This is a genomic window from Streptomyces sp. NPDC048248, assembly GCF_043201875.1.
Classification (GTDB): domain Bacteria; phylum Actinomycetota; class Actinomycetes; order Streptomycetales; family Streptomycetaceae; genus Streptomyces.
Genome location: NZ_JBICZL010000009.1, coordinates 33,083 through 56,884, shown reverse-complemented (window position 1 = coordinate 56,884; position 23,802 = coordinate 33,083). Strand labels below are relative to the sequence as shown.

21 protein-coding genes are annotated in these 23,802 nt (G+C 70.9%); 16 read left to right on the top strand and 5 right to left on the bottom strand.

The annotated features are described in order from the left end of the window. Nucleotides 1–6: 6 nt before the first annotated feature. The gene (locus ACGFZW_RS20520) at nucleotides 7–219 is read left to right on the top strand and encodes a hypothetical protein (protein WP_393894581.1); all 213 of its coding nucleotides are present in this window, start codon (nucleotides 7–9) and stop codon (nucleotides 217–219) included. A 42-nt stretch (nucleotides 220–261) separates the two neighbouring features. Here the strand turns inward: ACGFZW_RS20520 and ACGFZW_RS20515 are convergent, their stop codons facing one another. Then, the gene (locus ACGFZW_RS20515) at nucleotides 262–963 is read right to left on the bottom strand and encodes a FadR/GntR family transcriptional regulator (RefSeq protein ID WP_393894580.1); all 702 of its coding nucleotides are present in this window, start codon (nucleotides 961–963) and stop codon (nucleotides 262–264) included. Between the two features lie 133 nt (nucleotides 964–1,096). Between ACGFZW_RS20515 and ACGFZW_RS20510 the strand changes: the two genes are divergently transcribed. Then, complete coding sequence (locus ACGFZW_RS20510) at nucleotides 1,097–1,612, top strand: gluconokinase (protein WP_393894579.1); 516 nt, start codon at nucleotides 1,097–1,099, stop codon at nucleotides 1,610–1,612. A 96-nt stretch (nucleotides 1,613–1,708) separates the two neighbouring features. Beyond that, on the top strand, nucleotides 1,709–3,106 hold the full coding sequence (locus ACGFZW_RS20505) for a gluconate:H+ symporter (protein ID WP_393894578.1): 1,398 nt from the start codon (nucleotides 1,709–1,711) through the stop codon (nucleotides 3,104–3,106). A gap of 185 nt (nucleotides 3,107–3,291) precedes the next feature. Here the strand turns inward: ACGFZW_RS20505 and ACGFZW_RS20500 are convergent, their stop codons facing one another. The 3 genes from ACGFZW_RS20500 to ACGFZW_RS20490 are packed head-to-tail and all read right to left on the bottom strand — an operon-like array spanning nucleotide 3,292 to nucleotide 6,826. Further along, complete coding sequence (locus ACGFZW_RS20500) at nucleotides 3,292–4,506, bottom strand: acyltransferase family protein (protein WP_393894577.1); 1,215 nt, start codon at nucleotides 4,504–4,506, stop codon at nucleotides 3,292–3,294. Further along, nucleotides 4,503–5,849: an alpha-2,8-polysialyltransferase family protein gene (locus ACGFZW_RS20495; RefSeq protein WP_393894576.1), complete on the bottom strand. Its 1,347-nt coding sequence runs from the start codon at nucleotides 5,847–5,849 to the stop codon at nucleotides 4,503–4,505. Before ACGFZW_RS20495 ends, ACGFZW_RS20500 begins: the two co-directional genes overlap by 4 nt. Next, nucleotides 5,849–6,826 carry a glycosyltransferase family 2 protein gene (locus ACGFZW_RS20490; RefSeq protein WP_393894575.1) on the bottom strand — a complete coding sequence of 326 codons (978 nt, stop codon included), beginning with the start codon at nucleotides 6,824–6,826 and terminating at the stop codon, nucleotides 5,849–5,851. Before ACGFZW_RS20490 ends, ACGFZW_RS20495 begins: the two co-directional genes overlap by 1 nt. A gap of 187 nt (nucleotides 6,827–7,013) precedes the next feature. Between ACGFZW_RS20490 and ACGFZW_RS20485 the strand changes: the two genes are divergently transcribed. From ACGFZW_RS20485 to ACGFZW_RS20430, 12 genes are all read left to right on the top strand, one after another. Continuing rightward, nucleotides 7,014–8,381: a DUF6716 putative glycosyltransferase gene (locus ACGFZW_RS20485; RefSeq protein WP_393894574.1), complete on the top strand. Its 1,368-nt coding sequence runs from the start codon at nucleotides 7,014–7,016 to the stop codon at nucleotides 8,379–8,381. Between the two features lie 53 nt (nucleotides 8,382–8,434). Beyond that, on the top strand, nucleotides 8,435–9,775 hold the full coding sequence (locus ACGFZW_RS20480) for a cytidylyltransferase domain-containing protein (protein ID WP_393894573.1): 1,341 nt from the start codon (nucleotides 8,435–8,437) through the stop codon (nucleotides 9,773–9,775). 64 nt (nucleotides 9,776–9,839) lie between these two features. Then, nucleotides 9,840–10,778 (top strand): N-acetylneuraminate synthase family protein, encoded by a 939-nt coding sequence (locus tag ACGFZW_RS20475; RefSeq protein ID WP_393894572.1) that lies wholly within the window; start codon nucleotides 9,840–9,842, stop codon nucleotides 10,776–10,778. A 21-nt stretch (nucleotides 10,779–10,799) separates the two neighbouring features. Next, a complete protein-coding gene (locus tag ACGFZW_RS20470; protein ID WP_393894571.1) occupies nucleotides 10,800–12,014 on the top strand; it encodes a hypothetical protein in 1,215 nt (404 codons plus the stop codon). Nucleotides 12,015–12,153: 139 nt separating this feature from the next. Next, on the top strand, nucleotides 12,154–13,440 hold the full coding sequence (locus tag ACGFZW_RS20465) for an amidohydrolase (RefSeq protein ID WP_393894898.1): 1,287 nt from the start codon (nucleotides 12,154–12,156) through the stop codon (nucleotides 13,438–13,440). Between the two features lie 130 nt (nucleotides 13,441–13,570). Continuing rightward, nucleotides 13,571–14,608, top strand: coding sequence for a BMP family protein (locus tag ACGFZW_RS20460; protein ID WP_393894570.1), 1,038 nt, complete (start codon nucleotides 13,571–13,573; stop codon nucleotides 14,606–14,608). Nucleotides 14,609–14,843: 235 nt separating this feature from the next. Beyond that, on the top strand, nucleotides 14,844–16,436 hold the full coding sequence (locus ACGFZW_RS20455) for an ABC transporter ATP-binding protein (RefSeq protein WP_393894569.1): 1,593 nt from the start codon (nucleotides 14,844–14,846) through the stop codon (nucleotides 16,434–16,436). Next, a complete protein-coding gene (locus tag ACGFZW_RS20450) occupies nucleotides 16,433–17,569 on the top strand; it encodes an ABC transporter permease (RefSeq protein ID WP_393894568.1) in 1,137 nt (378 codons plus the stop codon). Before ACGFZW_RS20455 ends, ACGFZW_RS20450 begins: the two co-directional genes overlap by 4 nt. Next, the gene (locus ACGFZW_RS20445) at nucleotides 17,566–18,858 is read left to right on the top strand and encodes an ABC transporter permease (protein ID WP_393894567.1); all 1,293 of its coding nucleotides are present in this window, start codon (nucleotides 17,566–17,568) and stop codon (nucleotides 18,856–18,858) included. The genes ACGFZW_RS20450 and ACGFZW_RS20445 overlap by 4 nt, the downstream gene beginning before the upstream one ends. Beyond that, nucleotides 18,855–19,250, top strand: a complete 396-nt coding sequence (locus ACGFZW_RS20440) for a cytidine deaminase (protein ID WP_393894566.1) — start codon at nucleotides 18,855–18,857, stop codon at nucleotides 19,248–19,250. Before ACGFZW_RS20445 ends, ACGFZW_RS20440 begins: the two co-directional genes overlap by 4 nt. 89 nt (nucleotides 19,251–19,339) lie before the next feature. Continuing rightward, on the top strand, nucleotides 19,340–20,617 hold the full coding sequence (locus ACGFZW_RS20435; protein WP_393894565.1) for a thymidine phosphorylase: 1,278 nt from the start codon (nucleotides 19,340–19,342) through the stop codon (nucleotides 20,615–20,617). Between the two features lie 96 nt (nucleotides 20,618–20,713). Further along, entirely contained in the window at nucleotides 20,714–21,307 is a 594-nt protein-coding gene (locus ACGFZW_RS20430) for a Uma2 family endonuclease (protein ID WP_393894564.1), read from the top strand. Nucleotides 21,308–21,375: 68 nt separating this feature from the next. Here the strand turns inward: ACGFZW_RS20430 and ACGFZW_RS20425 are convergent, their stop codons facing one another. Further along, complete coding sequence (locus ACGFZW_RS20425; protein ID WP_393894563.1) at nucleotides 21,376–22,695, bottom strand: MFS transporter; 1,320 nt, start codon at nucleotides 22,693–22,695, stop codon at nucleotides 21,376–21,378. A 143-nt stretch (nucleotides 22,696–22,838) separates the two neighbouring features. Between ACGFZW_RS20425 and ACGFZW_RS20420 the strand changes: the two genes are divergently transcribed. Continuing rightward, a complete protein-coding gene (locus ACGFZW_RS20420; RefSeq protein WP_393894562.1) occupies nucleotides 22,839–23,786 on the top strand; it encodes a LysR substrate-binding domain-containing protein in 948 nt (315 codons plus the stop codon). Nucleotides 23,787–23,802: the final 16 nt, after the last annotated feature.

The window sequence follows — 23,802 nt, the reverse complement described above, 5'->3', positions numbered from 1 at the left end:
GGTGTCATGTCCTCCCCCCGCCGCACGTGCCCTGTCTGCACCCGAGAGATCGCCGTTGTCGGCGGCCGCTTCGCCCGTCACGACCCGCCCGGGCGGCGCACCGGCCTGGAGCTGATCTCCTGTCCGGGGTCGCGGCGGATGGCGCCGATGATGGCGCCGGCGGAGAAGCTGTTCGACCCCGAGGCTCCGCCGATCCCGGGCCAGCAGCCGCTGTTCTGAACCGGGCGCTGCCCGGGGCCGCCGCGCGGCGGTGGCGGCCGACTACGGTGCCAGTACGTCCAGTTCGGCCATGGCGCCGACGGTGATCTCGCGGGTGAGGGCCTCGGCGCGTGCCGCGTCGCCGGTGCGTACCGCCTCGGCGACCTGGACGTGCAGGGTGACCGCGGCCGGGTCGGGGTCGGTGAACATCACATGGTGCTGGGTGCGGCCGGTCAGCACCGCGGCGACCACATCGCCGAGCCGGGCGAACATCTCGTTGCCGGAGGCGCCGAGCACCACCCGGTGGAAGGCCGTGTCGTGCACGAGGTAGGCGTCCAACTGCTGGCCGCGTGAGGTGGCCACCATGCCCATGGCGTGCTCGGTGAGCTCGGCGCACTGGGCGGGGGTGGCGTGGGTGGCGGCCAGGCCCGCCGCGACCGGCTCGATGGCCGAGCGCAGGACCGTCAGCGAGCGCAGTTGCCGGGGGCGGTCCCGGCCGGCCAGCCGCCAGCCGATCACCCGCGGGTCGTAGACGTTCCATTCCTCGGTGGGCCGTACGGTCACGCCGACCCTTCGCCGTGAGGCGACCAGCTGCATGGACTCCAGGACCCGGATCGCCTCGCGGATGACCGTGCGGGAGACGTCGAAGCGCTCCTCCAGCTCGTCCGTGCGCAAGACCGTGCCCGGAGGGTAGTCCCCCGCGGTGATCGCGGGTCCGAGGGACTCCAGCACCCGGGCGTGCAGCCCCTTCCCCTCGTTCTCCATGGGCCAAGCCTACGTTCTCCCTCTCGGCCGAGATTAAGTATGACGTTTGCGTCACAGACTCTTGAATACGTCGTACCTAATAGGTTTCAGTGGGGCGACGCACGAGGTCAATGAAGACAGCGAGGTATTCGGGATGAGCACCCCCCACGTCATCGTCGTGATGGGAGTGGCCGGCACCGGCAAGACGACGATCGGCCCGCTCGTCGCCGCCGAACTGGGCACTCCCTACGCCGAGGGTGATGACTTCCACCCGCCGGCCAACATCGCCAAGATGTCGGCGGGCACCCCGCTGGACGACAACGACCGCGGCCCCTGGCTGGACGCCATCGGCGCCTGGGCACACGACCGGGCCGGGAAGGGCGGCGTCGTCAGCAGCTCCGCCCTCAAGCGTGCGTACCGCGACCGGCTGCGTGCCGCCGCGCCCGGGGTGGTCTTCCTCCACCTCACCGGGGACCGCGCACTGATCGAGGAGCGGATGACCGAGCGCAAGGGCCACTTCATGCCCACCGCGCTGCTGGACTCCCAGTTCGCCACCCTCGAACCTCTCGGCTCCGACGAGGCGGGCGTCGCCGTGGACGTGTCCGGCACACCGCAGGAGATCGCCGAGCGGGCCGTCGCCGCGCTCCGACGGCTGGAGCCGGCCACCTAGACCGGCCGAAGGGCCCCGGCCCTCCGCGCCACCGAATCCCCCCACAGGCACCGCAGCAATCCCCCTTCCCCCCTCCGTCGAACCAAGGGAATCGCCGTGACACATCTCAGCGTCGAGATGCTCGCAGCGGATGCGACCGAGCCCATCACCTCGGCCGGTCATGCGCAGCTGGGCATCGCCGTCCTCGCCGGCATAGCCGTCATCGTCCTGCTCATCACCAAGTTCAAGCTGCACGCCTTCCTGTCACTGATCATCGGCTCGCTGGTACTCGGCGCCGTGGCCGGTGCGCCGCTCGACAAGGCCATAGCCAGCTTCTCGGCCGGCCTGGGCACCACGGTCGCCGGCACGGGCGTGCTGATCGCGCTCGGCGCGGTCCTCGGCAAACTGCTCGCCGACTCCGGCGGCGCCGATCAGATCGTCGACACGATCCTGGCCAAGGCCAGTGGGCGGGCGATGCCCTGGGCGATGGTGCTGATCGCCGGCATCGTCGGGCTGCCGATCTTCTTCGAGGTCGGCATCGTGCTGCTGATACCCGTCGTGCTGCTGGTCGCCAAGCGCGGCAACTTCTCGCTGATGCGCATCGGCATCCCGGCGCTGGCGGGCCTGTCCGTCATGCACGGGCTGATCCCGCCGCACCCCGGCCCGCTCGTCGCGATCGACGCGGTCGGCGCGAACCTCGGTATCACCCTCGCCCTCGGCGTGGTCGTCGCCATCCCGACCGCGATCATCGCCGGTCCGGTCTTCTCCCGGTACGCGGCCCGCTGGGTCGACATCGCACCGCCGGAGAACATGGTCCCGCAGCGTCCCTCCGAGGACCTGGAGAAGCGCCCCGGCTTCGTCGTCACCGTCGCCACCGTGCTGCTCCCGGTCGTGATGATGCTGGCCAAGGCGCTGGTCGACATCGTGATCGACGACCCCGAGAACGTCACTCAGCGGATCTTCGATGTCATCGGCTCGCCGCTGATCGCGCTGCTGACCGCCGTCCTCGTCGCGATGTTCACGCTGGGCCGGGCCGCGGGCTTCACCCGGGGCCGGATCGCCACCACCGTCGAGAAGGCGTTCGGCCCGATCGCGGGTGTGCTGCTGATCGTCGGCGCCGGCGGTGGCTTCAAGCAGACGCTGGTGGACTCCGGCGTCGGCCAGATGATCCTGGAGATCTCCAAGGACTGGAACATCTCGGCGTTGCTGCTGGCCTGGCTGATCGCGGTCGCCATCCGCCTCGCGACCGGTTCAGCGACGGTGGCCACCATCTCCGCCGCCGGTCTGGTCGCCCCGCTCGCCGCGGACATGAGCACCACGCACGGCGCCCTGCTGGTCCTCGCGATCGGCTCCGGCTCGCTGTTCTTCAGCCATGTCAACGACGCCGGCTTCTGGATGGTCAAGGAGTACTTCGGCATGAACGTCGGCCAGACCCTGAAGACCTGGTCGGTCATGGAGACGCTGATCTCGGTGGTCGGGATTGTGTGCGTCCTGCTCCTGTCCCTGGTGCTCTAGGGCGCCCGTCTTCGAAGTCCCGCCTGCGCGGCGGCGTGAAGACAGGCCCCGGCCCCTTACCTCTGGGCGATTCCCGCCCCGGGCGCCCCACCCCCCTCAGGTGCCCGTTCCCTCCGTGCGGCCGTGCCGGCGAACATCCGCCGGCGCGGCCGCACGCGTACAGGGAGGGGGCGCGCGCCCGTCGTTCAGACCGCCGTCCGTTTCGGGTTGATCCACCGCTTCAGCAGCGGAGTCAGCGGGCGTTCCACACACCGGTGCAACACCCATGCCAGCAGCAGCATCAGCCCGACGGCCAGCAGCAGAGTGGCGTACGAGGGGAGGCCCACGCCGTGGTGCAGCGCGCGTATGACGACCCAGCCCAGGTGTTCGTGCACGAGGTAGAACGGGTAGGTCAGCGCGCCCGCGACGGTCAGCCAACGCCAGTTCGCCCACCGCATCTTGCCCAGGGCGACGGCCGCGACCAGCGCGAAGCCGAGGGTGATGACGGCGACGATGCCGGCCGCCGAGCGGTAGGAGAAGCCTTCGGCCGACTGCGCGTGCCACAGCCGCGCGACCGCGTAGTGCTGGCCGATCAGCCAGCTGACCAGCACGATCGCCCAGGCGATCGGGTCGCGGGCACCGAAGCGGTGCAGGAGGTGGAGGCCCACGCCGCCGATGAAGTACGGCGCGTATTCGGGCATCAGCACGATGTCGAGGAGCGGCTGGTGGGCGGCCTGCGCCAGAGCGGCGGCCAGCGTCCAGCCCGCGCAGAACAGCACGACCCGGCCGCGGGTCGCGCCGGGCAGCACGACGCAGAGCGCGAACAGCGCGTAGAAACGCATCTCGGCCCAGAGCGTCCAGCACACGCCCAGTACCCGGTCCACCCCGAGGGGCTCCTGAAGCATGGTCAGATTCGTCAGCACGTCGCTGGGCGCGAGCGCCTCGTAGGCCACCCAGGGCAGCGCGAACACCGCGGTGACCAGGAGGATCGCCACCCAGTACGCCGGGAAGAGACGCGATACGCGGGAGGCGAGGAAGGCCCGCAGCCGTGCCGTACCGGGTGCGGAGCCCGATGCGAGGAAGCGGCGGTCGCCGGGCGGGGACCAGCCACTGAGGCAGATCACGAAGCCGCTGATCACGAAGAAGATCTGCACACCCAGGCAGCCGTAGGCGAACAGGCCGGAGGCGGTGGGGAACTGCTGTGCCGGAGAGCCGCCCCAGGCCTGGGATATCTCGCCGTCGCGCCCGCCGTAGTGGTACGCGGCGACCATCAGGGCGGCGAGCAGCCGCAGCCCGTCCAGTGCGCGAAGCCGCACCGGACCCCGCCGGGGTTGGGGTGTCAGCGGGGTGGCGACGCTGCCGCCGTCGGGTATCCGGTCCGGTTCCGGGGGAGCAGCGGTGGCCGTCAGCTGGGCGGTCATCCGAAGACGGCCCGCTTCTTCAGCCGCCGCTGCACGGCGCGCGCCCGGCGTGCGACCCGGCGCACGGTGGCGTTGCGGGGGAGGAACGACAGCTGCGAGGGGATGGCGCCGGGCAGCGCCAGCGAGGTGAGCCGGCGGCGCTTGAAGTAACGCCAGGTGCCCTGGTCGAGCCGGGCGGCGAGGTAGCGCTCGGCGGCGGGCCGCAACTGCGGGTAGATCTGGTGCTGCATGGCATATCCGACGGCGGTGACCAGGCCCTGGATGTCCTGTGCGGCATGCGGCCGCGCGCTCCGGTCGTCGAGGTCGGGCACCAGCGCGTCCACGATCGTGACCGGGACGCGGTTGCTGTTCTGGTAGGGCGTGAGCCGCTCCAGCAGCAGCTCGGTGCCGGTCCGCGCGGTCGGCAGATCGAAGAAGGTGGCGGCGGTCAGCAGCGCGGTGGAGAAGCAGCCGACGACCAGCGCGGGCCGCATCCGCTGGTAGAGCACCTCGGCCAGCACCGGACTCTCCAGCACGGTCAGCTCGACGTCCAGCTTCTCGGCCTCCCGCTCCAGCAGCCGGGACCAGCGGGCCGGCGCGGACGGGTGCGGCTTGAAGACCACCTCGCGGTGGCCGCGCGCGACGGCGCCGCGCACCATCCGCACATGCAGCTCCTCCTCCTCTTGCGGGGTGAGGATGCCCAGCGAGGAGAGGTACTGGCCGAGCAGCAGCGCGGCGCCCTCGGGGACGTCCAACGGGCCGCTGTCATCGGCGAGTTCTGCCAGCACCTTGGTGAAGGCTTCGGTCGGCACGGTCTGCGCCGCGACCTCGAATTCGGTGAGCAGCAGCGGCTTCAGGCCCGGCACCAGGTCCAGGTGCAGCAGCCGGCCGATGCGGGTGCCGACCAGCGGGTCGAGCTTGTTGCGGGTCGGGCCGTAGCTCATCAGTCCGTCGGCGTAGACGTCGATCGGCGCGTCGGGGAACAACTGGGCAACCGCCAGCGCCGGGTTGACCTGGATGGACTCGACGATCAGCTCGACGCGGTCGTCGCCCAGGCCCCACAGCAGCCGCAAGTGCCGCTCCCACAGCGGGACATCGTCCGCGCGCGGAGACCAGCCGCCGGGGTGGAAGGGGCTGATGGTGTCGTTCCACGACAGCACCCGGTCGAAGCGGCCGCGCAGCCGCGCGAAGCCGGGCATGGTGTCCAGCGACGCGGTGGTCTCCGGCGTGGTGGCGTTGTTGCTGAGCAGCAGCAGGCGCCGGTCGGCCGGCTCGAAGCGGTCGGCGTCCAGCGCGGCGGCCAGCGTCGCCGCACCGTAGAGCGTGGACGCCATGAAGATCTGGGTGGTGGCTCGGCTGGGCATCAGGCCGCGACCTCCACCTGGGCGGGACGGCGGCGCAGCCGCCGCAAACGGGACGCGCGCTGCACATCCATCGAATTCAGTGCTTCCTTCAGTACGTCCTGCGGCATGCGTTTCATGGCCGCGGCGCTCATCGAGCGCAGTTTCCTGGCAACCTGCGGTTCGAACCGTTCGATCGAGCCGAGATGGTGAGAAATGATCGCGCAATAGGTGCGCACCGCTTTCGGAAGGAGAACGTCCGCATCACGGTCCCGCGCGGTTTCCTCGATCACCTGGTCGAACGCGCGAATAAAGTCCAATTGCCGTACGTCGCCGATCTGGGTCAGCGAGGACGCGACCCCCCGCCGGTAGAAGACGCCGAGCTGCCCCACCACCGCCATGGAGCGCGCCTCGCGGTGCAGCCGCCAGATCCACGGGCGGTCCTCCGCGGTGCGCAGGCCGTGCGTGAAGTGCAGCAGACCGTCGTCGAGCAGCCTGCGGTGGTAGATACCGGCCCAGGCGAAGGCGTAGTCGACGGAGGTGGAGCGGTCGGCGGGCAGGATCAGGCTGCGCGGGTCCATGACGACACCGCGCCGGCCGTGCGGGACGCGATGGACGGTGCGGGCGCGGGCGGTGCACTGGACATGGTCGGTGCGCAGGAAGTCGCACTCCAACTCCTCGATGGCGCCGAGGAGTTCCCGGTAATAGCCGGGGGCCAGCCAGTCGTCACCGTCGAGGAACGCGATGTATTCGCCACGGGCCTCGTCCAGTCCTGTGTTGCGGGCGGTGGCGAGACCGCCGTTCTGTTCGTGCCGGAGCAGTCGGGCGCCCGGGAGCTCGCGCTCGGCGCGCGCGAGGATCTCCGGGGTCTCGTCGCGCGAACAGTCGTCGACGAGCAGGAATTCAAAGTCCTCGCGGGCGTTCGCTGCCAGGCTTTTCAGAGTGTCGGGCGCGTATGTCTGCACGTTGTAGAACGGCACGATGACGGAGAGCTTAACCACCTGGGTGACGTTAGGCGCGGACCCGGCATTCGTCTTTACCGGGTGCGGACCGCAGGGTGAACGAAGAATGGCGGGATGGTTAACCAGGCGGATAAGCGACCCGGTTCGTCATTCGTCGACCCGCTGTTAACCCTTTGTTGCGACCCAGTTGGCCCGCTGACCGGAATGCCTTCCTAGCGTCATCGACGTGCCAACACGTACGAATTCCTCGCCGCGGGTCGCCGTACTCGCCGACTCGGATACCCGGTGGAAATGGGGCGCTCTGACAGCGTACCGGCTCCAATCGGACATCCGGCTCGACGGTTATCTCCTCCGCGGCCGCGCCACCCCCACGGTCCGCCAGCTCGACGAGGTCGGCGCCCGTGCGGACTCGCTGCGCGAAATCAGGGGCGTCGATTTCGTCCGGTCCATCGACCGTACGCGCTACGACGTCGTCGTGCTGGCCTGCGTAGGAGGTGCGGTGCAGGCGATGCTGCACGGCCTCGCCCGTGCCTGGCAGGGGGCCGGCACCTCGGCAGGTGAGGAGATCCGCCGCCCCGTCGTCGTCACCGGCTACGTCGGCGTGGTCTACGAGAAGCTCGCCGACGGGCTGCTGCTGCGGCACGGCGCCGATGTCGTGCTCGCCAACTCCCGGCAGGACGCGGACCGCTTCCGCGAGGTCTACCGCGGCGTCGGCGCGGACGACGGCAGCGTCGTCGAATGCGCCCTGCCCTTCCTCGGCGGCGAGCGCTACACCCGCCGACACGACCCCTACACCGTGGTGTTCGCCGCCCAGCCGTCCGTACCGGACAGCCGCGCCGACCGGACGTACCTGCTGCGCAGGGCCGTTGAGCACGCCCGCAAGCACCCCGGACGCGAGGTGCTGATCAAGCTCCGCAGCAAGCCGGGCGAGCACACCACGCACATCGAGGAACTGCCCTACCAGAAGCTCGCCGCCAAGGTGCCCGACGGCCTGCCCGCCAACTGCCGCCTGGTGTACGGCAACATGGGCGAGGTCCTGGACCGCACCGACCTGATGGTGACCGTCAGCTCGACCGCCGCCCTGGAATCCCTGCACCGCGGCATCCCCACCGCCGTCCTCACCGACCTCGGCATCCGCGAAGTCCTCGGCAACCACCACTTCCTCGGCTCCGGCTGCCTGGCCTCATGGGACGAGCTGGACGCCGGACACCGCCCGGAGCCGGACCCGGCATGGCTCGCCCGGCAGGGCGTGGCCCCCGCGTCCCCGGCCACCGCAGAAGCGGACCACGACGCGTACGAGAGGGCCTTCGACGCGGCCCACGCCCGGGTCACCGCCCTGCGCACCGCCGACCGGCTGCCGCCGATCACCCCGTACTACACACCCCGCACCGCCCCCGGCTACCTCCCCGGCATCCTCGCCCGCCACGGCCTGGACCCGCACGGTGAGCCGGTCGCCGGCTACGCGGAGGCCCCCGAGCAGACCGGCGGACTGCGCCGGGTCGCCCGCGACACCGTCCGCGAGGCCGCCAGAGGCGCCTACCGCCACGGCGTGCAGCGCGTGGCCCCCGCCATCCGCCGCTGGGGGCAGCTGTGAGCACCCCGCCCGTCAGCCCCCGGAGCCCGCACGGCCCCCGGAAGGAGCCCGAAATGCCGCACACTCCGCAGGACCGGCCAGGTCAGCCCGGCAGGCCGACCGTGGTGGCCGTCATCCCCGCCCGCGGCGGATCCAAGGGCGTGCCCGCCAAGAACCTCGCCACCGTCGGGGGAGTGCCCCTGGTGGTCCGCGCGATCCGCGCCTGCCGTGCCGCGCGCCTGGTGACCGACGTCGTGGTCTCCACCGACGACGCGGGCATCGCGGCCGCCGCCCGCGGCGCCGGAGCGGTGGTCATACGGCGGCCCGGCGACATCGCCGGCGACACGGCCACCAGCGAGGCCGCCGTCCTGCACGCCATGGACGGCTACGAGACCGAGCACGGCACACCGGTCGACACCGTCCTCCTCGTCCAGTGCACCAGCCCCTTCCTCGTTCCCGAGGACATCGACGGAGTCGCCGCCGCGGTGGTCGAGGACGGCGCGGACAGCGCGCTGACCGTCGCGCCCTTCCACGGCTTCGTCTGGCGCGACGCCGCCGACGACGCGGGCGGCGACGTCACCGGTGTCGCCGGCGCGGACACCGCCGCCTCCGCCGTCGCGGCGTCCGCGGCGGGACCCAGGACCGCCACGGCCACCGTCACCACGGCCGGCGGCTACGGCATCAACCACGACAAGTCCTTCCGGCCCCGCCGCCAGGACCGTCCCCAGGACCTGCTGGAGACCGGCGCCGCCTACGCCATGGACGCGGCCGCCTTCCGCGCCGGCGGACACCGCTTCTTCGGCCGCACCGAACCCGTCCGCACCGACCCCGCACGGGTCCTGGAGGTCGACGACCCGCACGACCTCGCCCGTGCCCGCGCCCTCGCGCCGCTGCTGGACGCCCCGCGCCCCGGCGCCCCCACGGACTTCGCCACCCACCTGCCGACCACCGACGACGTCGACGCGGTGGTACTGGACTTCGACGGCACCCAGACCGACGACCGGGTGCTGATCGACGCCGACGGACGGGAACTCGTCGCGGTCCACCGCGGCGACGGCCTCGGCATCGCCGCGCTGCGCAAGGCGGAGCTGAAGCTGCTCATCCTGTCCTCGGAGAAGAACCCGGTCGTCGCCGCACGGGCCCGCAAGCTGCAGGTGCCCGTCCTGCACGGCATCGACCGCAAGGACCTCGCCCTCAAGCAGTGGTGCGAGGAAGCGGGCATCGCGCCCGAGCGCGTCCTCTACGTCGGCAACGACGTCAACGACCTCCCGTGCTTCGACCTCGTCGGCTGGCCGGTGGCGGTCGCCGGGGCGCACGACGTGGTGCGCGGCGCGGCCCGCGCGGTCACCGCGACGCCCGGAGGCAGCGGCGCGATCCGCGAGATCGCCTCCTGGCTCCTGGGCCCGTCCCTCTGAGCCAACCCCTCGAACCCCTTCACACCCCATACCCACGAATCACCCACGAAGAAGGAACCTCCCCATGAGCACCAACTCCCGTCTCCGCTCCCTCGGTGACCGCGTCGCCGGCCCCGGCCGCCCCGTCTACGTCACCGGCGAGATCGGCATCAACCACAACGGCGACCTGGAGAACGCGTTCGCGCTGATCGACGCCGCCGCTGACGCCGGCTGTGACGCAGTGAAGTTCCAGAAGCGGACCCCGGAGATCTGCACCCCGCGCGACCAGTGGGACATCGAGCGCGACACCCCCTGGGGCCGGATGACCTACATCGACTACCGCCACCGCGTGGAGTTCGACGAGGACGGCTACCGCGCCATCGACGAGTACTGCAAGAAGCGCGGCATCGCCTGGTTCGCCTCCCCGTGGGACGTCGAGTCCGTCGCCTTCCTGGAGAAGTTCGACGTGCCCTGCTACAAGGTCGCCTCCGCCTCGCTCACCGACGACGAGCTGCTGCGCGCCATGCGCGCCACCGGCCGCACCGTCATCCTCTCGACGGGCATGTCCACCCCCAAGCAGATCCGGCACGCCGTCGAGGTCCTGGGCAGCGAGAACATCCTGCTCTGCCACGCCACGAGCACCTACCCGGCCAAGGCCGAGGAGCTCAACCTGCGCATGATCAACACCCTGCAGGACGAGTACCCGAACGTCCCGATCGGCTACAGCGGCCACGAGACCGGCCTGCAGACCACCCTCGCCGCGGTCGCCCTCGGCGCCACCTTCGTCGAGCGCCACATCACCCTCGACCGCGCCATGTGGGGCTCCGACCAGGCCGCCTCGGTCGAGCCCGGCGGCCTGACCCGCCTGGTGCGCGACATCCGCACCATCGAGGAGTCCCTCGGTGACGGCGTCAAGAAGGTCTACGAGAGCGAGCTCGGCCCGATGAAGAAGCTGCGCCGCGTCACCGGCGTGGTGGCCGAGACGGAGGCAGCTGACGCCGACCGCGAGCCGGCCTCGGTCTGACAGGACGACGGGACGCCCATCGTGAGCTCACCCGAGGGGACCCGCGCCGAGCCGTCCGTGCCCGGTGCGCAGGTCCCGCCCCAGGAGACGGCGGGTACTCCCGCCCGCCGTCTCCTGGGGGTGCCCCGGCAGCGCGGCAGGCGCGCGCCGTCCAACGGCCCGGCCCGCGCAGGTGCCGCGGAGGCCGGCGGCACCCTCGCCTTCGTCGAGAGCCCGGTGCAGCTGCTCAACGTCCTTGAGTGGGCCCACACCGCGCAGGCCGAGGCGCTCACCCTCGTCGTGCTCTCACCGCACGACCCGATGACCCGCGGACAGCTGCGCCGGATGGCGGAACTCGCCCGCGACGAGGACCACACGGTGCGCTGGGAGGAGGCCCGCGGCGGCCCCAGCGCCCCCGTCCGCACCATCGGCGGCCTCGCCCCGCTGCTGCGCCGCGCCCGCCGCGTCGTCATCGGCGACCCGTTCTCGCGCTACGTCCAGCTGCTGCTCACCCTCACCCGGGCACGCGACCTGGTCGTCGTCGACGACGGCACCGCCACCATGGAGTTCATCGGCCAACTCGCCCGCGGCGAACGGCTGGTGCGCTGGCATCGGCACGGCAGCGGACGCGGCGCGCGGGACCTGGTCTTCGCGCCCTTCTCGGCGACCGCACGCCGCCGGCTCACCCCGGAACCCGAGGGCGGTCGGCGCACCGTCGGACTCTTCAGCTCGATGCCGGTGGACCCGCCGCCCGGCGTGCACGTCACCACCAACGAATTCGCCTGGACCCGCAGCCGCTTCGGCCCGCCCCGGCTGACCCGCGGCACCGACCTCGTCGGCACCTCGCTGGTCGAGACCGGAGTGGTGGACGCCGACCGGTACCTGGAGGCGGTGCGCGCCCTGTCCCGTACGCACGGCGCCACCCGCTACTTCGCACACCGCCGGGAGAGCGCCGACAAGCTCCACCGGCTCGCCACCGAGACCGGCCTGGAGGTCGTACGCCCCGATCTGCCGCTGGAGCTGATCGCACGGCGCGGCCCCATCGGGCGGCTGATCCTCAGCTTCCCCTCGACCGTGGTGCACACGCTGCCGCTGGCCCTGCTCGGCACGGGCGTCAAGGTCGCCGTCTGCGATGTCGATCCGGCGTGGCTGACGAGCACGGCGTCGCCCCGCGCGCAAGGATTCCTCGACGGGGTCACCGGCACCGCCCGCGACGTGCAGCGACTGCCGTTCACCCAGCAGGTGGCAGCCGGATGAAGCCATAGGTCATACCCCTCCCGCCATCGGTCCATGCGCCGGGCGGCCTAGATTTTCTTCCCCTAACGGGCTGAACTTTTGTTGATCGAGAGACAGTTGCCCCGCGGAGCCCCGTAACCTTCAACGGGTGAACCAACTGATGTCCCGCGATACCGGTGCCGACGACACTCCCCCCGGGCCTCCGCTCCCCGGTGTGCTGCCCGAGGATCTGCGCGCCGAACTCATCGCCTTCCGCCGCGACTTGCACATGCACCCCGAGCTGGGAAACCAGGAGTTCCGGACCACCGCGGCGATCACGGCCCGCCTGCAGCAGGCCGGTCTGCGGCCCCGCGTCCTGGCCACCGGCACCGGTCTGGTGTGCGACATCGGTACGGATCCCACCACGAGCGCAGTGGACGACGAGGAGGCCGCACCGGGACCCGCTCCCGCGCTCGCCACCGACCCCACCCTGCCCCTGCTGGCCCTGCGCGCGGACATCGACGCCCTGCCCATCCCGGACACCAAGACCGTCCCCTACCGCTCCACGGTCCCCGACCGCGCGCATGCCTGCGGCCACGACGTGCACACCACTGTCGTCCTCGGCACCGGCCTGGTCCTGGCCGAGCTGGCCCGCAGGGGGCAGCTGCCGCGCCCGGTGCGGCTGGTCTTCCAGCCCGCGGAGGAGGTGCTGCCGGGCGGCGCCCCCGACGTCATCGCGTCCGGGGCTCTGGACGGCGTGGGCCGGATCCTCGCCGTGCACTGCGATCCGCGGGTCGACGCCGGCCGGATCGGACTGCGCACCGGCGCGATCACCTCGGCCTGCGACCGGCTGGAGGTCACGCTGGACGGCCCCGGCGGCCACACCGCCCGCCCGCATCTGACCACCGACATGGTCACCGCCGCCGCTCGGGTCGCCCTCGACGTGCCGGCGCTGCTGGCCCGCCGGGTGGACGCCAGGGCAGGACTCGCCGTCACCTGGGGCCGGCTGGAGTCCGGCCACGCCTGCAATGTGATCCCGCAGCGCGCCGGCCTGTCCGGCACGGTCCGCTGCCTCGACCTGAGCGCCTGGCGCCAGGCGCCCGACCTGGTGCACGCCGCCATCGACGAGGTCGCCGCGCTGCACGGCGCGAAATCGCAGATCACCTATGTGCGGGGGGTGCCGCCGGTGGTCAACGAAGCCGGCTCGGCCCAGCTTCTGCAGGACGCGATGGCGGCCCGGCTGGGCGCGCACACCGTCGAGGACACCGAGCAGTCCCTGGGCGGCGAGGACTTCTCCTGGTATCTCGAACACGTCCCTGGGGCGATGGCCCGGCTCGGGGTGCGCCCGCCCGGCGAGGTGGGGCGGCACGATCTGCACCGCGGGGACTTCGATGTGGACGAGCGGGCGATCCAGGTGGGTGTGGAGCTGTTCACCGCGGCGGCGATGATCGACAACGCCCGCCCGTAACCCGGCCGTCGGCCCTCGTTCGCGACGATCCGATAACGGCTTCGAACGGCCCCTTTTTCTGGCATCTACGCGCGTTACGATGCGGCGGAATCAGCGCCGACGGAGGCGCTACGAGTCGAAGGGGCCCCTCGTGCGCCGGGTATCCAAGATTGCTGCCGCGGGCATAGCCACCGCGGCCCTCGCTGTTTCGCTCACCGCCTGCGGAGAATCGTCCACCGAGTCCGGTGGCAAGAACAAGGGCGTCGGACTCGCCTTCGACGTCGGCGGCCGTGACGACCACTCGTTCAACGAGGCCGCGGCTCGTGGCGTGGACAAGGCCGAGAAGGACCTCGGCGTGAAGTCCAAGCTCATGACAGCCAAGAACGGCGAGACCGAGGCCGACCGCGAGCAGCGGCTGTCCTCGCTTGCGGAGGCCGGCTTCAACCCCGTCATCGGGGTCGGCTTCAACTACGGCAAGTCCGTCAACAAGGTCGCCAAGGACTTCCCCGACACCACCTTCGGTGTGGTCGACTCGCCCTCCGAGGCCAAGAACGTCTACGGCATGGTCTTCGCCGAGCACGAGGGCTCCTACCTCGCCGGTGTCGCAGCGGCCCTGAAGAGCAAGACCCACAAGGTCGGCTTCATCGGTGGCGTGAACAACGCCCTGATCCAGAAGTTCCAGGCCGGCTTCGAGCAGGGCGTCAAGGACACCGACCCCAAGGCCAAGATCACCTCCGAGTACCTCTACGCCAACGACGACAAGGGCTTCAACGACCCGGCCGCCGCCAAGGGCAAGGCCAAGGGCATGCTCGACGCCGGCATCGACGTCATCTACACCGCGGCCGGCCAGTCCGGTAACGGCTCGATCGAGACGGTCGCCGGCAAGAAGGGCACCTGGGCGATCGGCGTCGACTCCGACCAGTACCAGCAGCCGGGCCTGGCGCAGTACAAGAGCTCGATCCTCACCTCGGTGATGAAGAACGTCGACGTCGCGGTCTACGACCTGGTCAAGAGCGTCAAGGACAAGAAGCCGCTGGACGGCAACAAGAGCTACACGCTCAAGGACGACGGCGTGCGGCTGTCCACCTCGGGCGGCTTCATCGACGACCTCCAGTCCAAGATCGACGCGGCCAAGAAGAAGATCGCGTCGGGCGAGGTCAAGGTCAGCGACACCCCCGCCAAGCGGTAGCAGCCCATCGGGCCCGGCGCGGTGGCCACGGCCTCCGCGCCGGGCCTCCGCGCCGGCGTGCGTCGGCCTTTTCCGCGGCAGTCTTCCGTCGTCAACACTACGCGCGTAGCGTCGAGTTGGCGCGATATCGTCGCTTCCCCGCATCTCCGTACCACTCCCTGTCCCCCGAGGAGAGTGCGCCATCAAAGCGTCCAGCAGCCCCCAGGCAGACAGTTCCTCCGCCGCGGCACCGGCGGTGGAACTCCGCGGGATCACCAAGCGGTTCCCGGGCGTTGTCGCCAACCACGACATCGACATCACCATCCGCCGCGGCACCGTGCACGCGCTCGTCGGCGAGAACGGCGCAGGCAAGTCGACCCTGATGAAGATCCTCTACGGCATGCAGAAGCCGGACGAGGGCACCATCGGCATCGACGGCGAACAGGTCAGCTTCCACAGCCCGGCCGACGCCATCGCCCGCAACATCGGCATGGTGCACCAGCACTTCATGCTCGCCGACAACCTCACCGTCCTGGAGAACATCGTTCTCGGCGGCGAGAAGCTGCACGGTATCGGCGGCAAGGCCCGGGCCGAGATCGTCAAGATCTCCGACCGCTACGGCCTCGGCGTGCGCCCCGACGTCCTCGTCGAGGACCTCGGCGTCGCGGACCGTCAGCGCGTGGAGATCCTCAAGGTCCTCTACCGCGGCGCCCGCACGCTGATCCTCGACGAGCCCACCGCGGTCCTCGTCCCGCAGGAGGTCGACGCCCTCTTCGACAACCTGCGCGAGCTCAAGGCCGAGGGCCTGACCGTCATCTTCATCTCCCACAAGCTGGGCGAGGTGCTCTCGGTCGCCGACGACATCACCGTCATCCGGCGCGGCACCACCGTCGCCTCGGTCGTGCCCGGCGAGACCACGCCCAAGCAGCTGGCCGAGCTGATGGTCGGCAGCGAGCTGCCGTCGCCGCAGACCCGCGAATCCACCGTCACGGACGTGGAGATGCTCAAGGTCGAGGGGCTGCGGCTGCTCACCACGGACGCCGAAGGGGTCGAGCGCACCGTCCTGGACGATGTGTCACTGACCATCCACAAGGGCGAAGTCCTGGGCATCGCGGGCGTGGAGGGCAACGGCCAGGCCGAACTGGTCGAGGCCATCATGGGCATGCGTGACCCCGACGGCGGCACCATCGCGCTGGACGGCACCGACATCAGCCACGCGCCCACCCGCACCCGGCGCGAGGACGGCATCGGCTACATCCCCGAGGACCGCCACCGGCACGGGCTGCTGCTGGAGGCCCCGCTGTGGGAGAACCGCATCCTGGGCCATGTCACGGAGAAGCCCAATGCCAAGGGCCGGCTGCTGGACCTCAAGGCGGCCCGCGCCGACACCGAGCGGATCGTCGCCGCCTACGACGTGCGCACCCCCGGCATCGAGGTCACCGCGGCCTCGCTCTCCGGCGGCAACCAGCAGAAGCTGATCGTCGGCCGGGAGATGAGCCACCACCCCAAGCTGCTGATCGCCGCGCACCCCACCCGGGGCGTGGACGTCGGCGCCCAGGCCCAGATCTGGGACCAGATACGCATCGCCCGCCGCGAGGGCCTGGCGGTCCTGCTGATCTCCGCGGACCTCGATGAGCTGATCGGCCTGTCCGACGGCCTGCGGGTGATGTACCGCGGCCGGCTCGTCGCGGACGCGGACCCCGCCACCATCACCCCCGAGGAGCTGGGCTCGGCCATGACCGGTGCCGCCAGCGGCCACCTCACCGCGGCCGGCGGCGACGCCGAAGCGGCACGGGTGCCGCGCCAGTCCGAGCCGTCCCCGTCGTCCGAGGAGGCGGATTCCGAGTGAAGAAGCTCGCCACGAAGAAGCTCACCAGGAAAAAGCTCGACAAGAACAAGCTGATCCTGGGGATCGCGGCGCCCGTCCTGGCGATCGTCGCGGCACTGATCATCACGTCGATGATCATCCTGGCCACCGGCAAGGACCCGATCCACGCCTACACGGTGATGGTCGACTTCGGCTCCAAGAGCGACAGCCAGGTCTGGATCATCAACAAGGCGATCCCGTACTACCTGTCCGCGCTCGCCGTCGCCATCGGCTTCCGGATGAACCTCTTCAACATCGGCGTGGACGGCCAGTACCGCATCGCGGCGTTCTTCGCCGCGGTGGTCGGCGGCGCGCTGACGCTCCCCGGCTTCCTGCAGATCCCGCTGATCATCATCGTGGCGATGGTGGTCGGCTCGGTCTGGGCCGGTATCGCGGGTCTGCTGAAGACCACACGCGGGGTCAGCGAGGTGATCACCACGATCATGCTCAACGCGATCGCGGCCGCGGTCATCGGCTACTTCCTCCAGGAAGGACGGCTCGCGGAGCGGGACGGAAACCTCTTCCACACGCCCGACCTTCCGGCCTCCAGTCACTTCTTCACCCTCCCCACCACGCCCAAGCCCATCGACGGCTTCATCGTCATCGCCGTCATCGTCGGCTTCGTGTACTGGTTCGTGCTCAACCGCACCCGCTTCGGCTTCGACCTGCGCACCGTGGGGCAGTCGGAGTCAGCGGCCGAGGCAGGCGGCGTCAGCGTCAAGCGCATGGTCGTCACCTCCATGCTGCTGTCCGGAGCCGCGGCCGGTCTCATCGGGATGCCGACCCTGCTCGGTGTCTCGTACAACTACGGAACCGACTTCCCCATCGGCATCGGTTTCACCGGTATCGCCATCGCGCTGCTCGGCCGTAACCACCCGGTCGGCATGGCCGCCGGCGCGCTGTTGTGGGGCTTCCTCGAACGGACCGGCACCCAGCTCGAATTCGAGGAATACGAGCAGGAGATCGTCGGCGTGATGCAGGGCGTCATCGTGCTGTGCGTCGTCATCGCGTACGAAGTCGTGCGCCGCTACGGCCTCAGACTCCAGCAGCGGCAGGTCGGCGAGCAGCTCGCCGCCCGGACCCGCAAGACCGAGACGGTGGAGGTCTCCTCGTGAGCACGAACCTCACGGCCCCGGCCACCAAGAGCCGCGGCGGCAAGAGCAAGCCCACCGCCTCCCGGCGCAAGCTCAGCTACCCCAAGGTCCTGCTGATCATCGCGGGCAGCCTCGTCCTGCTGTCCCTGCTGCGGGTCGTCACCGGCGCCAACAACCTGACCGGCTCCGGCCAGTACACCGCGGCACTCAACGCCGCCGTGCCGATCGGTCTGGCCGGTCTCGGCGGCCTGTGGGCCGAACGCTCCGGCGTCATCAACATCGGCCTCGAAGGCATGATGATGCTCGGCGCCTTCTCCGCCGGTGCGATCGGCTGGCAGCACGGCCCCTGGGCCGCGGCGCTGGCCGGCGTCCTCGGCGGCGCGCTCGGCGGGCTGCTGCACGCCCTCGCCACCGTCACCTTCGGCGTCGACCACATCATCTCCGGCGTCGCCATCAACATCATGGCGCTCGGCCTGACGCAGTTCCTCGCCAAGCTGTGGTTCGGCGCGGACGGCAGCGCAGCCTCGGCGGCCGGCGGCAACGACAAGCAGTCGCCACCGATGCCGGACATGCCGACGTTCACCGTCCCCGGCCTGTCCGAGTGGCTCTACTCCGTCGAGAAGCACCACTGGTTCCTGGTCTCCGACGTGGCCGGTATCGCCGGCTCCCTGGTCAGCAACGTCTCCTGGCTGACCCTGCTCGCCGTGGCCGTCTTCGCGCTCAGCTTCGTCGTCCTGTGGCGGTCCTCCTTCGGGCTGCGGCTGCGCTCCTGCGGCGAGGGCCCGATCGCGGCGGAGTCGCTCGGCGTCAACGTCTACCGCTACAAGTACGCGGCCGTGGTCGCCTCCGGCGCGCTGGCCGGCCTCGGCGGCGCGTTCCTGGCGATCTACGTGCACATCTTCCAGGACGGCCAGACCGGCGGCCGCGGTTACATCGGCCTCGCCACCATGATCTTCGGCAACTGGCGGCCGGGCGGCGTCGCCATGGGCGCCGGCCTGTTCGGCTTCATGGACGCCCTGCAGCTGCGCGGCGGCGGTCCCACCGTCCACGCGCTGCTGCTCCTGCTCGCCGTACTGCTGGTGGGCCTGGCCGTCTGGAAGCTGCGGGCGGGCCGGCTCACCCAGGGTGTGCTCAGCCTGGTCGTCGCCGCGTTGCTCGGTGTTTGGTACGCGACGTCCGATACGGTCGCGCTGGAGATCGTCGGCGTCGCCCCGTACATCGCCACGCTGTTGGTCCTCTCGCTGGCCGCACAGCGGCTGCGACCGCCGAAGGCCATCGGCAAGACGTATCGGAGAGGTCAGGGCAAGTGAGCACAGCTCCCGACTGGGAGTCGCTGAGGCGGCAGGCCCGGGACGCGATGTCCCGGGCCTACGCCCCCTACTCCGGCTATCCCGTCGGAGCCGCGGCCGTCGTCGACGACGGCCGCACCGTCACCGGCTGCAACGTCGAGAACGCCTCCTACGGCCTCGGCCTGTGCGCCGAATGCGGCCTGATCTCCGCGCTGTTCGCCGGCGGTGGCGGCCGGTTGACCGCCTTCACCTGCGTCGACGGCGAGGGCAAGCTGCTGGTCCCGTGCGGGCGCTGCCGCCAACTCCTCTGGGAGCACGGCGGACCTGAGCTGCTGGTCGACACGGCCGCGGGCATCCGCCCGTTGGTGGAGCTGCTGCCGGACGCCTTCGGGCCGGAACACCTCGCCCGATAGAACCCCGTGCGCCCGCACACCGCCGTTCCCTCGCCCCCATGTGGTCTATGCGTGTAGAACGGGAGTTAACCGTTCGAAAGGAAGCCTCCATGGACGTCATCTCCGTCATCCGCACCAAGCGTGACCGCGGTGAACTGACCCCCGATCAGATCGATTGGGTGATCGACGCCTACACCCGCGGCGAGGTCGCCCACGAGCAGATGTCGTCCCTGGCGATGGCCATCTTCCTCAACGGCATGAACCGCACGGAGATCGCCCGCTGGACCGCCGCCATGATCGCCTCCGGCGAGCGGATGGACTTCTCCTCCCTGCCCCGCCCCACCGCGGACAAGCACTCCACCGGCGGCGTCGGCGACAAGATCACCCTGCCGCTCGCCCCGCTCGTCGCCGCCTGCGGCGCGGCCGTCCCCCAGCTCTCCGGCCGCGGGCTGGGCCACACCGGCGGCACCCTCGACAAGCTGGAGGCCATCCCCGGGTGGCGCGCCCAGCTCTCCAACGCCGAGATGCTCGGCGTGCTGCGCGACGTCGGCTCCGTGATCTGTGCCGCCGGCGACGGCCTGGCGCCCGCCGACAAGAAGCTCTACGCGCTGCGCGATGTCACCGGCACCGTCGAGTCGATCCCGCTGATCGCCTCATCGATCATGTCCAAGAAGATCGCCGAGGGCACCGGCTCCCTGGTCCTGGACGTCAAGGTCGGCTCCGGCGCGTTCATGAAGAACCTCGACGACGCCCGCGAACTCGCCTCCACCATGGTCGAGTTGGGAACCGACCACGGTGTCCGTACGGCCGCCCTGCTGACCGACATGGCCACCCCGCTCGGCCGCACCGCGGGCAACGCCCTGGAGGTCCGCGAATCCGTCGAGGTGCTGGCCGGCGGCGGCCCGCAGGACGTCATCGATCTGACCCTGGCCCTCGCACGCGAGATGCTCGACGCGGCGGGCCTGAAGGACGCCGACCCCGCCAAGGCGCTGGCCGACGGCTCAGCCATGGACCACTGGCGGCGCATGATCACCGCCCAGGGCGGCGACCCCGACGCCGCCCTCCCGGTGGCCCGTGAGCAGCACATCGTCACCGCATCCTCCTCCGGCACCCTCACCACCCTCGACGCCTACGCCGTCGGCCTCGCCGCCTGGCGCCTGGGCGCCGGCCGCGCCCGCAAGGAGGACCCGGTGCAGGCAGGCGCCGGCGTCGAACTGCACGCCAAGCCCGGCGACACCATCACCGCGGGCCAGCCGCTGCTGACCCTGCACACCGACACCCCCGAGAAGTTCCCTTACGCCTTGGAGGCCCTCGACGGCGGAGTCCTCGTCGGCCCGGAGGACGCGGCCTTCGCCACCACGCCGGTGGTGCTGGAACGTATCGGCTGACCTGGGGGTTTCCCATATGGGTGAGCGGGACCTGTGGACCGCCACGGGTCCCGTTGGGCATGCTGGGATCGGTGTCACACGAGTAAGGAGACCGCCATGAGTGCACTCCCCGCTGAACCTGCACCGGCTCAGCACTGGGAAGAGCTTGTCCGTTTCTGGGAGGAGTCGGACTGGCCCGAGGGCAGCAAGGTGGAGATCATTGATGGGACCATCGTTGTGACACCACCCCCCGCCGCGACCCACAACCGTATCGCCGAGCAGGTTCAGCGCAGGCTGTACACCGTGCTTCCCGATGAGTGGGGGGTCTACCAGACTCTTGGTGCCGCCCACCCCTCCCGAGGCCGCCTCTACATCCCGGATCTCGTCGTTATTCCGTACGGGGTGGTGGCCCAGTTGGAGGGGAGCGACTCCGCCCCCCTCCCAGCAGCCGAACTGGTCGTTGAGGTCACCTCGCCGTCCAACGCGAGCTACGACCGCATCAACAAGGCAGCCGCCTACGCACAGGCGGGAGTTCCGCTCTACCTCCTCATCGACCGCTTCGCCCCTGCAGGGCCCACGGTCACGCTCTACGGGGAGCCGAAGGACGAGGTCTACCAAGAGCTCCAGCGGCTGAAGTTCGGCGAGGACGTCCACCTTCCCGCGCCCTTCGGACTCACCCTCGACACCAGCGGGTTCCCCCTCGGAGCCTGACGGCGAAGGGCCCGCCCCACCAGGACAGGTGGTGGGGCGGGCCCTTCGGTACGGGGGGCCGTGCGGCGCTACGCGGCCTTCTCCAGGTGCAGGAGGCGGCGTTCGACCACGGCCTTGCGGGTGGCGTACAGCGTGATGCCGGCGGCGCCGACCATCGCGACCAGGCCGAGGAGGACGGTGCCCTCCCAGCCGGCGGCGTGGAAGGCGAGGGCGCCGAGCGCACCGCCCAGGCTGCTGCCGATGTAGTACGCGCACTGGTAGAGCGCCGACGCCTGGGCGCGCGCCGTCTTGGCGGTGCGGCTGACCGAGGACGAGGCGACCGCGTGGCCCGCGAAGAAGCCCGCGGTGATCAGGATCAGGCCCACCAGCACCGCGGCGACCGAGTCGGCGAGGGAGAGCAGCAGACCGGACGAGGTCGCGCCGACCGCCAGGTAGAGCGCGCCCCGGCGGCCCATCCGGCCGACGAGCTTGCCCGCAGCGGCCGAGGAGACCGTACCGACCAGGTAGACGATGAAGATCGAACCGACGACGCCCTGGGGGAGGTTGAACGGCTCGGACACCAGGCGGTAGCCGATGACGGTGTAGACCGCGCCGAAGACCGTCATGAAGAGCGCGCCGATGCCGTACAGCCGCCGCAGCAACGGGTCGGCGAGGTGACGGCCGAGCGTACGTGCCAGCGTCCGCGGTCCCACCGAACGGGGCACGAAATGACGCGCCTTGGGCACCAGCAGGCGGAAGGTCACCGCGCACAGCACGGCCAGCACGCCCACCGCGCCGAGTCCGGCCCGCCAGCCCCAGAGCTGGGCGACCCAGCCGGTCACGATGCGCCCGGACATACCGCCGATGCTGTTGCCCGCCACGAACAGGCCGATGGCCGCCACCAGGGCCTTGGCGCGTACCTCCTCGGCCAGGAAGGCCATCGCCGACGCGGGCAGACCTGCCAGCGCGACGCCCTGGACGGCCCGCAGCGCGATCAGCCAGCCGAGCGACGGGGCGAACGGCACCAGCAGCGCGAGAACCGCGGCGACGGTCAGCGAGGCGGTCATGAGCGTGCGGCGGCCGAGGCGTTCGGACAGCGCACTGAGCGGGATCACCGCGAGCGCCAGTCCGAAGGTGGCCGCCGAGACGGTCCAGCTGGCCTGATCCGGTGTCACACCGAGGTCGGTGGAGATCGCGGGCAGCAGTGCCTGGGTGGAGTAGAGGAGTGCGAAGGTCGCGACTCCGGCGGCGAAGAGGGCGAAACTCATCCGGCGGTAGCCGGGGCCGCCCGGGTGCAGCTTGCCGGACTCGGGGTCGACGGCGGCGGCGGTGCGAGAGGTGTCGGGGGACGACTGGGGAGAGGCGGCCGCACGGTCGGTGACGGACGCCCCGGTATCAGCGGAGGGCATGCTTCGAAAGTAGGCGTCGGCGTTTCATGCGTCCAATGCATGGAAACGCCATAATCGATGCTGTGACACATGATCCCAGTTCACGAGCGCCTCTGTCGCAAGCTCGCAACAGAAATGAGACGTCGGGAACACGACACGGAACCGTGGTCGGCGCGCCGGACGCGGGGGAGGCCGCCGAGCTCGGCGTCGACTCCTGGGCGTTGACGCTCGCCCCGCGCCTCGCGCAGTTCACCGCGGTCGCCCGGCACGAGCACGTCACCCGCGCCGCGCAGGAGCTCGGCATGCCGCAGCCGACCCTCAGCCGCGCCATCGTCCGGCTGGAGGACGACCTCGGCGTCGCCCTCTTCGCCCGGCACGGTCGCACCCTCTCCCTCACCCCGGCCGGCCGCGCCTTCCTCGCCTCCACCGAGCGCGCGCTGACCGACATCGAGCGGGCCACCGAAGCCGTACAGGCCGACGCCGACCCCACCGCTGGCAAGGTCGCCTTCGGCTTTCTGCACACCCTCGGCCCCGAGACCGTCCCCGGCCTCATCCGCACCTTTCGCGCCGACCACCCCCGCGTGCGCTTCCAACTCGTGCAGAACTACGGCGAGGCGATGATCGAGCGGCTGCGCGCAGGCGACCTCGACCTCTGCCTGACCTCACCCGTCCCTGACTACCCCGACCTGGTCGCCCGCCGCCTGGACGAGCAGAAGCTGCGCCTGGTCGTCCCGGACGACCATCCGCTGGCCGGCCGCAAGCGGGTCCGCCTCGCGGAGACCGCGGGCGAGCTGTTCGTCACCCTCGAACCGGGCTACGGGCTGCGCCGGATCACCGACGCACTGTGCGCCGAGGCGGGGTTCACCCCGCGGATCGCCTTCGAGGGGGAGGAGGCCGAGACGCTGCGCGGCCTCGTCGCGGCCGGTCTGGGCGTGGCGCTGCTGCCGCCACCGGCGGTGCCGCGGCCCGGTGTCGCCGAACTGACCGTGACCGCGCCACGCGCCGTCCGCGAGATCGGCGTGGCCTGGCTGGGCGGACATCCGGACACCCCGCCCGTGGCCGCCTTCAAGAAGTTCCTGCTGAGCCGACGGGGACTGCTGCTGCCGCGATGAGACCGGCGGGGAGCGG